This window comes from Azospirillum largimobile, assembly GCF_977007025.2.
The window spans coordinates 43,742-57,500 of the sequence record NZ_CDRMUA020000003.1; the positions used below are offsets into that span (position 1 = coordinate 43,742).

At 66.1% G+C, this 13,759-nt stretch carries 14 protein-coding genes (1 of these 14 only partly in view); 8 read left to right on the forward strand and 6 right to left on the reverse strand.

The features are described from left to right. Window positions 1-96 precede the first annotated feature (96 nt). Window positions 97-2,046, reverse strand: a complete 1,950-nt coding sequence (gene nosZ, locus ACWPKK_RS17845) for a TAT-dependent nitrous-oxide reductase (RefSeq protein ID WP_452006819.1) — start codon at window positions 2,044-2,046, stop codon at window positions 97-99. 88 nt (window positions 2,047-2,134) lie between these two features. Beyond that, a complete protein-coding gene (locus ACWPKK_RS17850) occupies window positions 2,135-4,447 on the reverse strand; it encodes a 4Fe-4S binding protein (RefSeq protein WP_452006822.1) in 2,313 nt (770 codons plus the stop codon). A gap of 308 nt (window positions 4,448-4,755) precedes the next feature. Between ACWPKK_RS17850 and napE the strand changes: the two genes are divergently transcribed. The 6 genes from napE (at window position 4,756) to ACWPKK_RS17880 (ending at window position 9,608) form a co-directional block, all read left to right on the forward strand. Then, window positions 4,756-5,001, forward strand: coding sequence for a periplasmic nitrate reductase, NapE protein (napE, locus tag ACWPKK_RS17855; RefSeq protein ID WP_452006825.1), 246 nt, complete (start codon window positions 4,756-4,758; stop codon window positions 4,999-5,001). Window positions 5,002-5,015: 14 nt separating this feature from the next. Then, window positions 5,016-5,543 carry a ferredoxin-type protein NapF gene (napF, locus tag ACWPKK_RS17860; protein WP_452006828.1) on the forward strand — a complete coding sequence of 176 codons (528 nt, stop codon included), beginning with the start codon at window positions 5,016-5,018 and terminating at the stop codon, window positions 5,541-5,543. Further along, on the forward strand, window positions 5,518-5,826 hold the full coding sequence (locus ACWPKK_RS17865) for a chaperone NapD (RefSeq protein ID WP_452006830.1): 309 nt from the start codon (window positions 5,518-5,520) through the stop codon (window positions 5,824-5,826). The genes napF and ACWPKK_RS17865 overlap by 26 nt, the downstream gene beginning before the upstream one ends. A 69-nt stretch (window positions 5,827-5,895) precedes the next feature. Beyond that, a complete protein-coding gene (gene napA / locus ACWPKK_RS17870) occupies window positions 5,896-8,388 on the forward strand; it encodes a periplasmic nitrate reductase subunit alpha (protein WP_452006833.1) in 2,493 nt (830 codons plus the stop codon). 15 nt (window positions 8,389-8,403) lie between these two features. Continuing rightward, window positions 8,404-8,901, forward strand: coding sequence for a nitrate reductase cytochrome c-type subunit (locus ACWPKK_RS17875; protein WP_452006836.1), 498 nt, complete (start codon window positions 8,404-8,406; stop codon window positions 8,899-8,901). Continuing rightward, a complete protein-coding gene (locus tag ACWPKK_RS17880; RefSeq protein ID WP_452006838.1) occupies window positions 8,898-9,608 on the forward strand; it encodes a cytochrome c3 family protein in 711 nt (236 codons plus the stop codon). Before ACWPKK_RS17875 ends, ACWPKK_RS17880 begins: the two co-directional genes overlap by 4 nt. A gap of 63 nt (window positions 9,609-9,671) precedes the next feature. Here the strand turns inward: ACWPKK_RS17880 and ACWPKK_RS17885 are convergent, their stop codons facing one another. The 4 genes from ACWPKK_RS17885 to ACWPKK_RS17900 form a co-directional block, all read right to left on the reverse strand. Next, window positions 9,672-10,577, reverse strand: a complete 906-nt coding sequence (locus tag ACWPKK_RS17885) for a ParB/RepB/Spo0J family partition protein (protein ID WP_452006841.1) — start codon at window positions 10,575-10,577, stop codon at window positions 9,672-9,674. Then, window positions 10,567-11,580 (reverse strand): AAA family ATPase, encoded by a 1,014-nt coding sequence (locus tag ACWPKK_RS17890; RefSeq protein ID WP_452006844.1) that lies wholly within the window; start codon window positions 11,578-11,580, stop codon window positions 10,567-10,569. The genes ACWPKK_RS17885 and ACWPKK_RS17890 overlap by 11 nt, the downstream gene beginning before the upstream one ends. A gap of 78 nt (window positions 11,581-11,658) precedes the next feature. Next, window positions 11,659-11,898: a hypothetical protein gene (locus ACWPKK_RS17895; RefSeq protein WP_452006847.1), complete on the reverse strand. Its 240-nt coding sequence runs from the start codon at window positions 11,896-11,898 to the stop codon at window positions 11,659-11,661. Between the two features lie 369 nt (window positions 11,899-12,267). Further along, on the reverse strand, window positions 12,268-12,477 hold the full coding sequence (locus tag ACWPKK_RS17900) for a cold-shock protein (protein WP_014189265.1): 210 nt from the start codon (window positions 12,475-12,477) through the stop codon (window positions 12,268-12,270). Window positions 12,478-12,840: 363 nt separating this feature from the next. On the opposite strand from ACWPKK_RS17900, the gene ACWPKK_RS17905 reads away from it, so the two are divergent. Beyond that, complete coding sequence (locus tag ACWPKK_RS17905) at window positions 12,841-13,476, forward strand: ParA family protein (protein ID WP_452006849.1); 636 nt, start codon at window positions 12,841-12,843, stop codon at window positions 13,474-13,476. Beyond that, window positions 13,469-13,759 carry the beginning of a DUF3102 domain-containing protein gene (locus ACWPKK_RS17910; protein ID WP_452006852.1) on the forward strand. It continues 297 nt past the right edge of the window, so only the first 291 of its 588 coding nucleotides appear in the window; its start codon is at window positions 13,469-13,471; its stop codon lies off the right edge, out of view. Before ACWPKK_RS17905 ends, ACWPKK_RS17910 begins: the two co-directional genes overlap by 8 nt.

Below are 13,759 nucleotides of genomic sequence, written 5' to 3' on the forward strand. Positions count from 1 at the left end.
ATCGGGATTGCGCCCCCTCACCCCAACCCCTCTCCCGCAAGGGGAGAGGGGCTTTGGCAGTGGGCGGTACGCGAGCGCGATTTCCCGCCGCTCCGATCAGGTCGAGCGCGGTTCGACCAGCATGCGGCCGCCCATTTCCATGTGCAGGGCGTGGCAGAACCACTGGCAATAGTACCAGTGCACGCCCGGACGGTCGGCGGTGAAGGTGACCGACGCGGTCTGCTGCGGGCTGATCTCCATGCAAACGCCGTGGTTGGTCATGGTGAAGCCGTGGGTCAGGTCGTCCACATCGTCCATGTTGGAGATGTAGACCGTCACCTCGTCACCCTGTTTCACCGTGAACTCCTCCAGGCCGAAGGCCGGGGCGCGGCTCCACATGTAGACGCGGACCTTGTTGCCGTCGCGGATCACCTTGGTGTCGTTGTCCAGGTCCACCCCGTCCTTCTTCGCCTGGATGCGGGCGTCCTCCCACATCTTGTCGTCGCGGGTGTAGATGCTCTTCGGATTGACCTTGGAGCGGTGGACGATCAGCGTGTCGTGCGGCTCGGCGAAGGTGGGGCCGTCATGCACCAGCTTCATCTCGTCGCCGGAGATGTCGATCAGCTGGTCGTTCTCCGGCTTCATCGGACCGACGTTCAGGAAACGGTCCTTGGAGAACTTGTTCAGCACGATCAGCCACTTGCCGTCGGCCTCCTTGGTCTGGCCCATGGAGGAATGCAGGTGGCCCGGCTGGTAGTGCACATCCAGCTTCTGGATGATCGGATCGACCTTCTCGCCCTTGAAGGCGCGCTTGGCCTTGTCGATGTTCCACTTCACCACCTGGCTGTCGAGGAACAGGGTGGTGTAGGCGTTGCCGCGCCCGTCATAGGCGGTGTGGAGCGGGCCGAGGCCGACCTGCGGTTCGGCGACGATCACGTCGCGCGGCTTGATCTTGTCTTCGAACAGCTCGTCCAGCTTGCGCACGTCCATGACCGAGACGGTCGGCGACAGCTTGCCGTTCACGGTGACGTGGATGCCGTCGGGGGCGGTGTTGACGCCGTGCGGGCTGTTGGGGATCGGGATGTAGCGGGTGTAGGCGCTGCCATGGCGGCCGTCCACCACCGGCACGCCGTGGATCACCTCCACCTTGCCGGCCTTCACCGCCTCTTCGATGCGCTTGATGTTGAAGACGACCAGCCAATCCTGCTCGTTGGCCGTCATCTCGGCCGTCGTCACCCCTTCCTCGGAGTTGTAGCAGGTCGAGAAGACGTATTTGCCCTGGTAGTCGGCGTCGGTGTTGTCGAGGTTGCCGTCGACCCACACCTGCCAAGCGATCTTCATCGAATCGCCGTCGATGGCGGTGAAGTGCGACCGGTACTTCTTCGGCTCGTCCAGGATCTTGCCGTCGTTCGGCGTCGGCACGCGCTGCTCGCCGTTGCAGAAGACGTAGCCGGTGCGCGGGTACTTCTGCAGGCGCAGGCCGTGGATGGCCGAGGCGTTCGGGATCTCGAGGATGACGTCCGGCTTCATGATGTCGCAGCGGATGCGCGTCACCCGGCTGTTCGCCTTGTCGTTGGCGAAGATGTAGCGCCCGTCATAGGTCCCGTCGGTGAAGGACATGTGCGGGTGGTGCAGGTCGCCGTTCAGGTACTCGCCGCCGCGCTTGGACAGGAAGGCCTTGGTTTCCTCCGTCAGATTGGCGGTGAGAATCTTGCGGCTCTCGTTGGTCAGGCCCCAGCCGGTGGCGGAGCAGCGGTTGAACACCGGGATGCGCATCAGTTCGCGCATCGACGGCAGGCCCATGATGCGGACTTCGCCGGAATGGCCGCCGGAATGGAAGACGTAGTATTCGTCGAGATCGCCGGGCTTCACCTCGACGCTCTGACGGCCGGCCTGCGGGGTCGCCGCCAGCGCGGCAGAGGCGCCGAACAGCGCGTTCCCGGCAATGCCGCCGGCGGCGGCACCGCCCACGGCACCGGTCAGGCCGGCGAGTGCCGCCGCCTTCGCCGTTCCGCCCAGAAGGGCACGGCGGTTGACGCCTGCCGTGTTGTTCGTCTCGTTCGACATGGTCTGCTCCTTCGCTGACCCCGCTTCGGGGTTGTCATAAGACCCGTTGCGACCGGGTCCGGTTATGGGGATGAGGAGGGGATGGCGGTCAGGATCCGTGGGGCCGCAGCGTCAGCCGGCCGGTGGCCGGATCGGCGGTGGCCACGGCGGTGCGGGCGGCGGCGGGCTTGGCGGCTTCCTTCTCCGCCGCAGCCTTGGCCTCGGCGGCCTGCCACTTCTCGCGCTTCTGCCGCTTCTGGATCATGACCGGGCATTTGTGGTCGTGGTGGTAGAGCATCTGGCAGTGCAGGCACTGGATGCATTCGTTGGGGTTGATCGTGCCGTCGGGATGGATGGCCTGCACCGGGCATTCGTTGCCGCAGCGCTGGCACGGGCTGCCGCATTCCTTGTAGCGGCGCAGCCAGTCGAACATCCGCAGCCGGCCGGGGATCGCCAGCGCCGCGCCCAGCGGGCAAAGATAGCGGCAGAAGAAGCGTTCGATGACCAGACCGGCCGCCAGCAGGGCCACGGCGAAGGCCACGAACCACCAGTCGCGGATGAAATGCAGGATGATGGCGGTCTTGAACGGCTCGATCTCCGCCGCCTTCTCCGCCGTCGCCAGCGATTGCAGCGAAAAGCCGAACAGCAGCAGGAAGATGATGTACTTGATCGGCCACAGGCGCTGGTGCAGGGCGAAGGGCACGGTGACCTGGCGGATGCCGATCCTTTTTGCCGCCTTCGACGCCAGTTCCTGCAGCGCGCCGAACGGGCAGAGCCAGCCGCAGAAGGCGCCCCGGCCCCAGAACAGCAGCGACGCCGCCACCGAGAACCACAGGATGAACACCAGCGGGTCCATCATGAAATAGTCCCAGCGGAAGTCGGTGCGCAGGGCGTTGGCGAAGGTCAGGACATTGACCACCGACAGCTGCGCCGTGGCGTACCAGCCGAGCCAGACCAGCGTGAAGACCAGATAAGCCGTCCGCACCCGCTCGTACAGCGCCGGGCGTCTGGTCAGCTGGTCTTGGAAGAAGAAGATGCCGGTCAGCAGCAGGATGGCGGCGGACAGGATCGCGATGTCGAGCTGCCGGTTCTGCCAGATGCGCTGCCACAGCGGTGTTTCGGCGGCCTCCTCGGCTTCCGCCACGCCGGCGGCCTGGATGGCGGCGCTGTGGCTGGCGGATTGGGCGGCAGGCTGGGTGGCGGCCGGGGCGGCAATCGCAGCGGCCGGCTTTTCGATCTTCAGATATTTGTCGGGCGGCTGGTAGCCGAGGTCGAAGGTGACGAACACCTTGTCCAGCGCGGCGACGGCCCGCTGCACCAGCAGCTGCAGGCGCCACGGAGCGGCCGGGTCGAATTCGGTGCCCTCCGGCAGCAAGAACAGGCCGATTTCGGGGAAGTCGGGGGCGCCGGCCGCGGCGGTGCTGCCCATGCGCTTGTGCATCTTGTCGCGGAAGCGGATGGAGCCCTCATGCTGCACCATCTCCACCCGGTCGAAGATGCCGCCGCGGACATAGCCCGAGCCCTTGAAGGAATAGCGCCCCTGCCCCGCCACCCACACCGCCTGCTGGCCCGGCTTCAGCCGCTTGGTCAGCGCCTCGTACTCCGCATCGCCCAGCAGCGAGCGGCCGATGGTGGGGATGGTCACCAGGGCGGCGTAGAGGTCGATGAAGGTGTCGTCGGAATTGCCGGGCTCGGCGCGGGCGATGGCCTCGGCCTTGCCGGTGCGCTCGAAGGCGGCGTTCACCTCCCCCACCGTCAGGGTCAGGCGGCGGACCGAGCCGTCGCCGACCAGGGTCGCCCAGTCCTCCACCGCATCCTTCGACAGGTCGATGGTCTTCGTCACCGCCGGTGCCGCTTCCGCCACCGTCTTGCCGAGCGCGGTCATCACCTTCTTGCCGGAGCGAATGATCGAATCGCCGATGACCATCACCGTCACCGTGGCGCCCGACACAATATCCACCGGCGGGCTGGCGGCGCTCTGGGTGGCGAGCGCCAGCACGTTCTTGCCGACATAACCATCGATGAAGCCGTTGATGCGGGCGGGCGGGATGCCGATCAGCACGATGGGCTCGTGATGGTCCATCAGCCGCGCGCCCGTCACCGTGCCGTCCGGCGTCAGTCCGACCACCACATCGATGGGCCGGCCCGAATAGCCGGTCGTGTTGACGAAGTCGGAGGTGAGATAGGCGTGACCCACCACGGCATCGCCCTTGTAGACCGGGACGGTGGGGGAGTTGGCGGCCGGTGTGCCGAAGCGGTCCGCGCCGGGAACGAGGTCGGAGGGCTGCAGCTTCGCCAGATAGGGCAGCAGCCGGCCGCTGTCGGCGGCATGCGCCGCGGCGATGCCGGTCAGCAGCAGAAGGATGGCGACAAGAACCGATCCTACCCAGCGTTGTAAGCGCGTGAACCTCACGACGGCCATCCTCCGGCTTTCGCCCCTTGGCATTGGTGTCTCGGGCATTGGTGTCTCGGGAGGCATGAAAGCGCGCGGTGGCGGAGGAGTTCTTGACCGCGGTCAAGAGTTTGGCGGACCTCTGTGCGAATTGCGCCAGATCAACAACTCTTGAGGGAAGGTGTGAGTTGGCGGGGAAGTGCCTTTTCCGCGGGCGCGAGAGGAAGTTGCCGACTCTCTGACGACATACCCCCTAGGGGCAAGGTGCTGCTGCGTGACGTTTCCAGCAATTTCCGGTTGGAACCGTCAATCCGAGATAAAGCGGAAGGTCGCATTCCATGAGCGCAGCCCGGCAGCCCAGCCCAGCCCGCCGCACCGATGCTTCCACATCTGCCGATCCCCGACTGTCGCCGGAACCAGTTCCGCCGGTCGATCCGGGGGTCCGCAGGCGCGAGATCGCGATGTTCCTTGTGCTGGCCGTGTTCATCTGGCCGGTGCTGTCGATCGCTGTCGTCGGCGGCTATGGCTTCGCCGTCTGGATGTCGCAGTTGATCCTGGGGCCGCCCGGTCCGCCGCCGGTCTGACGGAGGCCGACTCCATGGCCGCCGATACCATCGACAGGGGACGGCGGAGCTTCCTGCGAGGCCGTCCGGCAAGCGGTCCCGCACCGATCCATCCGCCCTGGTCGCGTCCCGATTATTTCACCGCGCTCTGCACCCGCTGCGGCGCCTGTGCCGACGCCTGCCCGGAGGCGATCCTGCGTCCGGGCGACGGCGGCTATCCGGAGGTCGACTTCGCGCGCGGAGAATGCAGCTTCTGCGGCGCCTGCGCCGATGCCTGCGCCGAGCCGATCTTCGATCCCACGGGCGCACCCTGGTCGTTGCGCGCCACCGTCGCCGACGATTGTCTGGCGGTGCGGCGGGTGGTGTGCCGCAGTTGCCAGGATGCCTGTCCGGAAGGGGCCATCCGCTTCCTCCCCGCCGCGGGCGGGGCCGCCCATGCGCGCATCGACGATGCCGCCTGTACCGGCTGTGGCGCCTGCGTCGCCGCCTGCCCGGCCGGTGCCGTGACCCTCGACCACCAGACCGGGAGCCCAGCCCATGCCGCTCGCCACGCCGCTCGATGACACCGTTGGATTAAAGCCCGCCGGCGAACTGCACATCGCCTCGCTGCTGCTGCATGTGCGGCCCGATCGTCAGCCGACGGTCCGCACGGCAATCACGGCCATGCCCGGGACCGAGCTTCACATCGAACAGCCCGGCAAGATGGTGGTCACGGTCGAAGGTCCGCATGAGGGCTGGATCGCCGACCGCATGACCGCGCTGCATCTGCTGGACGGCGTGTTCTCCGCGGTCATGGTCTTCCATCACGTCGACCACGGGGAGGGAGTGCCGCCTTCCGAGCCCTGACCGGCAAGGTGCTGATCCGCCCTGCCCTGCCCGCCCGACCCGAACGCCAAAAGACAAGGGGGAACGCCCATGTTGGACCGTCGCGATTTCATCAAGGCCCAGGCGGTGGCCGCCGCTGCCGCCGCGGGGGGCATCAGCCTGCCGGCCGCCGCACAGAGTTCGATGGTTGCGGGCGAGGACACGGCGCTGAAATGGTCCAAGGCGCCCTGCCGTTTCTGCGGCACCGGCTGCGGCGTGATGGTCGCGACCAAGGACAACCGCGTCGTCGCCACCCACGGCGACATGCAGGCGGAGGTGAACCGCGGCCTGAACTGCGTGAAGGGCTATTTCCTGTCCAAGATCATGTATGGCCAGGACCGCCTGACCCAGCCGCTGCTGCGCATGCGCGACGGCAAGTACCATAAGGATGGCGAGTTCCTGCCGGTCTCCTGGGACCGCGCCTTCGACGAGATGGCCAGCCAGTGGAAGCGCGTGCTGAAGGCCAAGGGGCCGGATGCGGTCGGCATGTTCGGGTCCGGCCAATGGACGATCTGGGAGGGCTATGCGGCGTCCAAGCTGATGCGCGCCGGTTTCCGCACCAACAACCTGGACCCCAATGCCCGCCACTGCATGGCGTCGGCCGCCGTCGCCTTCATCCGCACCTTCGGCATGGACGAGCCGATGGGCTGCTACGACGATTTCGAGCATGCCGACGCCTTCGTCCTCTGGGGCTCCAACATGGCGGAGATGCATCCCATCCTGTGGACGCGCATCACCGATCGCCGCCTTGCCCACAGCCATGTGAAGGTGGCGGTGCTGTCGACCTTCGAGCATCGCAGCTTCGAGCTGGCCGACATCCCGATGATCTTCGAGCCGGGAACCGACCTGGCGATCCTGAACTATATCGCCAACCACATCATCCAGACCAACCGGGTGAACAAGGAGTTCATCGAGAAGCACTGCAACTTCCGCATGGGGCAGAAGGACATCGGCTATGGCCTGCGTCCGGAAAGCGTGCTGGAGGTGCGGGCGGCCAATGCCAAGGACCCGGCGGATTCCAAGCCCATCGACTTCGACGCCTTCGCCAAGTTCGTCAGCACCTACACGCTGGACTACACCGCCGAGCTGACCAAGGTGCCGAAGGAGCGGCTGCTGGCGCTCGCCGAGTTGTATGCCGACCCGAAGACCAAGGTCATGTCGCTTTGGACCATGGGGTTCAACCAGCATGTCCGCGGCGTGTGGGTGAACCACATGGTCTACAACATCCACCTGCTGACCGGGAAAATCTCCGAACCCGGCAATAGCCCCTTCTCGCTGACCGGCCAGCCTTCGGCCTGCGGCACCGCGCGCGAGGTCGGCACCTTCGCTCACCGCCTGCCCGCCGACATGCAGGTCGCCAACCCCACCCACCGCGCCCACACGGAGGAAGCCTGGAAGCTGCCCAAGGGGCTGTTGCCGGCCAAGGTCGGCTACCACGCCGTCCAGCAGGACCGCATGCTCAAGGACGGCAAGCTCAACGCCTACTGGATCATGGTGAACAACAACCTGCAGGCAGCCCCCAACAGCGCCAACGAGACCTATCCCGGCTACCGCAATCCTGAGAATTTCATCGTGGTGTCCGATGCCTATCCCACCGTCACCGCCTCGGCCGCCGACCTGATCCTGCCCGCCGCCATGTGGGTGGAGAAGGAAGGCGCCTACGGCAATGCCGAGCGCCGCACCCATTTCTGGCACCAGCTGGTCAACGCGCCGGGCGAGGCGCGCTCCGACCTCTGGCAACTGATGGAGTTCTCAAAGCGCTTCACCACGGACGAGGTTTGGCCGGCGGAGGTGCTGGACGCCAATCCTTCCTATCGCGGCAAGACGCTGTTCGACGTGCTGTTCCGCAACGGCAACGTCGACCGCTTCCCCCTGTCGGAGGTGGATGCCGAATACGCCAACGACGAGTCCAAGGATTTTGGTTTCTACGTCCAGAAGGGCCTGTTCGAGGAATATGCCGGCTTCGGCCGCGGCCACGGCCATGATCTGGCGCCCTTCGACACCTACCATCAGGTGCGCGGGCTGCGATGGCCGGTGGTGGACGGCAAGGAGACGCGCTGGCGCTACCGCGAGGGTCTGGACCCCTTCGTCAAGCCGGGCGAGGACGTCCGCTTCTACGGCAACCCGGACGGCAAGGCCAACATCTTCGCCTTCCCCTACGAGCCGCCAGCCGAGGAACCGGACAAGGATTTCGACCTGTGGCTGGTGACGGGCCGGGTGCTGGAGCATTGGCACAGCGGGTCCATGACCATGCGGGTGCCGGAGCTGTACAAGGCGATGCCGATGGCGCTGGTCTTCATGCATCCCGACGACGCCAAGGCGCGCGGCCTGCGCCGCGGGTCGGAGGTGAAGGTGATGTCCCGGCGTGGCGAAATGCAGACGCGGGTGGAGACGCGCGGGCGCAACAAGCCGCCGCGCGGCGTGGTCTTCGTACCCTGGTTCGACTCCGCCCGGCTGATCAACAAGTGCACGCTGGACGCCACCGACCCGATCAGCAAGCAGTCCGACTTCAAGAAATGCGCCGTCAAGATCGTCGCGGTCTGAGGAAGGAGTTGAGCCATGCGTCCCCATCACCTCGCCGCGCTGGCGGTGCTGCCCTTCCTCGTGCCGGCGGTGCTGTCGGCCCAGAATGCCGGCGGTAATTCCGAACCGCGCCGGCTGGACTCGCCCTTCCGGCCGCCGGTGAACTTCGTCGTGCAGAACAACACCCCGCCGATCCCGCCCGACGTCACCGACGACCGCCGGGTCGCCCGCAATTACCCGGAACAGCCGCCGGTGATCCCGCACAATGTCCGCGACTATCAGATCACGCTGAACAACAACCAATGCCTGACCTGCCACAGCCGCCGCTTCACCGAGGCGGTGCAGGCGCCGATGGTCAGCATCACCCATTACGTCGACCGTGACGGCCAGACACTGGGTGCCGTCGCGCCGCGGCGCTATTTCTGCATGCAGTGCCATGTGCCGCAGACGACGGCGCAGCCCATCGTTCCCAACACCTTCACCGACCTCGACACCCTGGTCAGCCGGCCATCCGACCGGGGAGACCGCCGATGAAGGCGCGCATTCCGGTCTCGGTGCGGCGGGCGTGGCAGACCATCTCCCGCCCCAGCCGCACCCTCAGCCTGGGGTTTCTGACGCTGGGCGGCTTCCTGGCCGGCGTGTTCTTCTGGGGCGGTTTCAACACGGCGCTGGAGGCCACCAACACCGAGGCCTTCTGCATCAGCTGCCACGAGATGCAGGCGAACGTTTATGAGGAGATGAAGCAGACCATCCACTTCACCAACCGCTCCGGCGTGCGGGCGACCTGTCCCGACTGCCATGTCCCGCACGAGTGGACCGACAAGATCGCCCGCAAGATGCAGGCGTCGAAGGAGGTCTGGGGCAAGATCTTCGGCACCATCGATACCCGCGACAAGTTCGTCGCGATGCGCCGCGAATTGGCGGAGCATGAATGGGCGCGGCTGAAGTCCAACAACTCGCTGGAATGCCGCAACTGCCACAGCGCCGATTCCATGGACATCACCAAGCAGGGGGCACGGGCCGCGCGCATCCACGAACAATATCTGTTCACCGGAGAGCGCACCTGCATCGATTGCCACAAGGGCATCGCCCACCGCTTGCCCGACATGCAGGGCGTCCCGCCCGGATGGAGCGAGGCGTCGGACAACCCGCAGAAACCCATCGGCCATTGGCTAGCCAGCACAGGCGCGCATGACGGAATGAACGGCGGAGTGGCCCTGCCCGGCCCTGCCCCGCGGTGACCCTGCTGGTCGGAATCCGACCACCTGCATAAGTCACGCAAGGTGGTCGGATTCCGACCAGTCTCAATTGGTGGCGGCTTCGAGTACGGCGTCGATGGCCGCCCGCATTTCCAGCAAGGCCTGACGGTCGGTCTCCGACAGTCGTTGCGGCTTTTCCTGCAGGTCTCTCAGCACGTCACGCGCCTGGAACACCGGCTTTGCCGCACGCTTGGGCAGCGCGCTTGACGCCACGCCGGCCGGTGCGCTGACCACTGCGCGCTTTGCCGCCGTCTCCGGCGATGCTGAAACGGGATCGATGGCGGGGGAGGGCGGAGCGCCCGCGTCCGACCGCTTCAGCTTCTCCCAGGCCCGGACCTGCTCGTCCTGGTCCTCGATCGCCGCCAGGGACTCCAGCTTCGACTTGGTCGGGCGGACAGCGGCGTAGTCGGCACGGATGGCCGGCGCCAGACGCTGGAAGGACAGCATCATGGTGACGTAGGTCTTCTTGCGCCCCAGCGCATCGGCAAGCTGCCGGTGCGAATATCCATGCCGCTCCGCCAGACGAAACAGGGCGTCGGATTCCTCCAGCGGGTTCAGGTCGCTCCGCTGCAGGTTCTCGACGATCGCGATTTCCTCGTCGTCGTCGCCGGTGAACAGGATGCCGAAGATGGTTTCCCGCCCGAGCAGCCTCATCGCCCGCAGCCGTCGCTCGCCATAGACCAGCTGCCAGCGGTCGTCGGCGATCTGGCGCACGCCGACCGGCTGCTGCAGTCCATGGCGTTCGATGGAGGCGGCGAGCCCCTGCAACTCCTCCTCGTCGAACTCGCGCCGCGGCTGGTTCGGGTTGGGGGCGATGCGGTCCACCGGCACTTCGACCAGATGGGGGGCATGGCGGCTGAGACCGAACAGCGCATCCTTCACGCGGGCGGCGGCCGTGCTGTTGGCGCTCTGGGCGGATTTCTGCGCCTTGCCCAGCAGACTACGCGACACGTTCGACCTCCTTGATGCGGATGATGCGTTCCTCGACCAGGGCGGCGGCGACGTCGCGGTAGACGGCGGCCCCGGCGACATCGGGCATCGCTTCGACCGCGGCGCGGCCGACCGAGGTGGCCTGGGCATAGACCGAGGCCTTAGGCACGGGGTCGAACACCCGCAGGTGCGGGCTGTACTGCTCCTGGATCTGCTCCAGAACCTCGCGGTCGTTCCGCTCGCGCTGTTTGTAGATGGTCGGGACGATGCCCAGAACCGACAGGGCGGTGTTCATCCGGCGCCGGATCTTGGCGACATTCTCCAGCAGGAAACCCATGCCAAGCAGGCTGAACTTTTCGGTCTGGCAGGGGATGATGGCGGTGTGGGCGGCCACCATGGCGTTCTTCGTCAGTTCGCCGATGTTGGGCGGCGTGTCGATGATGATGAAGTCGAAGGTCCGCTTTGCCGCGGCGATCTTCTCCTTCATGATGAAGTCGCCGCCGGCTTCCTTGCCTAGTTCGACCTCCGTCTCGGCCAGCCGGATGGAGGAGGGGGCGACCCGCAGCCCGCTTTCCTCGACGGTGACCAGGATGTCCCGCAGGTCCAGGTCACCATGCATGACGTAGTAGAGGGTCTTGGCATCGGCCTCCAGCGTGTAGGAGTCGATGCCGAGATGCTGCGTGGCGTTCGCCTGCGGGTCGCAATCGATCAGCATCGTCGCATAGCCCTGGAGGGCGAGGGCGGAGGCGATGTTGACGGCGGACACCGTCTTGGCGCAGCCGCCCTTCTGGTTCGCGACGACGACGACCAGCGCCGGGCCGCCCAGCTTCTCGACCCCGGCCGCTTCGCGCCTGATCAGCGCATCGAGCGCGGACGGGATGCGCTCGGCATCATTCTCCCAGCGGCTGACCTTCTGCTTGTCGTAGCGGCGCTGCAGCCGTTCGTTCAGCCAGACGGCGAATTCGGACTGCGACAGCCCCTTCGCCTCGCGGTAGGTCCGCAACTCCTCGCCCTTCACCGTCACCTCCCCGACATGAGCCGGGCCGGAGGGTAGGGGTAGACGCTACGCCGGTCAAGAATGCCGTGGTTGCAGACGTTTCGTCTACTGGGGAGCGTCTACTACCGCCGCCGCCTTCTTGCTGCGGCGCGGTGCGCGGGTGGGGGCAAGGGCGGCAAGCTTTTCCTTCCGTGCGGTGACCTCTGCCCGGATGGCGGGCAGGGCGGCATCGGCGGCCGTCCGCTGCTTTGGCGTCCCGCTGAGGGCAAGCCGCTCGGCGTTGGAGGCCAGCGTGGTCAGGTCGGTGTCGGCCATAGCCGGGAGTCTGTCGATCAGGTCGATCATGCTGCAATCCTGCTTTGGTTGCGGGGGAGGGGACGAGGACCGCAGCCTGTGCCGCGGGTCTTCCTGCCGGGGTGCCGGGGCGGGGCCTGTGCTGTCCCAGCCGGCGGTCCAGCACCGCGCCAAGCCGCTGTCGGGCGGGTGCGGGTTCGAGGAACAGGCTGTGCCGGCGGTGGCTGCCAGCCGCCCGACCATGTGGGCGACACGCATCCAGGGATCGGCGGAACCCGCGGGCGATTTCGGAACGGCTTTCTTCTGGGGCATGCCCACTCCGGTCCCGGACCCGGGAGAAAAGTGCAGGGGGCGAAAAGCAAAAGGGCGGCCCGAGGCCGCCCTTCTGGATCGCATCAGGATCGTGCCGTTCCGCTGCGCTCAGAGCGCACGCAGGTTCTCGGCCGAAACCTTGCCGCGGCGCGGATCGCGAACGGACTCGAACGACAGCTTCTGGCCTTCGTTCAGGTTGCCCATGCCCGCACGCTCGACGGCGGAGATATGAACGAAAACGTCATCGGAGCCGTCTTCCGGCTGGATGAAACCGAAACCCTTGGTCGAATTGAACCACTTAACAGTACCGTTGGCCATGGGGCAGTGTCCTTTCCCGGGTTGCCGAGCTCAACATGAGCCAAGCATCAAATTCACCTAAGGCAGGAAGTTCAGCCTTCTGAAAGCTGAAAAACACTTAACCCAGAGCAACTTCGACCGTTCAAAACTGGGCGCTCGCTGGACGGATTGCAAGGAAAAATCATGAACAGGCACTGCTTTTATTTTTTGAGGCAGGGGAAAAAGACATGCAATGGCCTGAGGCCCATTTCCCTTGCCGGCAGTTTATCTGTTCCGCCACAACGAGTTGGCGGGGTGGTTGGCGATATCGCCGATGGGGTACGTTGACTTTGGCTGCCGCTCTGGCGCAGCTTGCAGGCCTGACCTCAGCCAGGGTGGGAAGCCATGCCGATCATCACGTCAGCCAGCACGAAGGGCGGGCCGGGAAAGACGACCCTGTCGCTCTGTCTCGCTGACCACTGGCGCCGGGCCGGACGCACGGTCGAACTGCTGGACATCGATCCCAACCGCAACCTGACCCAGTGGATCAAAGCGGCCGGGGCGCCGATCGCCTGCACCACCGTCGACGAGGACGACATCATCGAGGCGGCGACCGAGGCCGAACAGCGGGCGGACTGGGTCGTCATCGATGTCGCCGGCGTGCTGGCGCGTGGGCTGGTGCATTCCATCGGCGTCGCCAATGCGGTGCTCATCCCGTCGCGTCCCGACCTCAAGGATGCGCTGGAAGCCGCCCGTACCTATCAACATGTGATCGCGGAGCAGAAGATGGCGCAGCGCCGCGACCCGCAGGCGCGCATCCCGGCTGCCGTGGTGCTGATGCAGGTGAACCGCCGCGCCCAGGCCGCAGGCTTCGCCCGCGAACAGCTCTCCGCCTTGAAAGTGCCGCTGCTGCCGGCGGAAATCCCGTTGCGCACTGCCTATCAGAACTACTCCTTCGCCGGCCTGCCGCTGGACGATGCCAATGTGCGCACCGACTTCGCGGAACTGGCCGCAAGCGTGGAAGACCTGATCCATGGCTAGGAAGCTGACCCCGCGCATCGTCACCGCCGACGAGGTATCGGACATCCTCACTCCGTCGGCGGCACCGGCTCCGCGCCTGTCGCGGCGGCCTGCCCCAGCCAGACTTCGCACCCGTGCGAACTTCGCCGACGTCATCCTCAGCCTGTGGACGGAGGCGGAGGAGAATTTCCTGGCGATCGGCCGCTATCTCAACCATGCCAAGACCGTGCTGGAGCATGGCGAGTTCATGGCGATGGTGGATCGCGACCTTCCCTTCCGGTACAGCACCGCCAACCGGCTGATG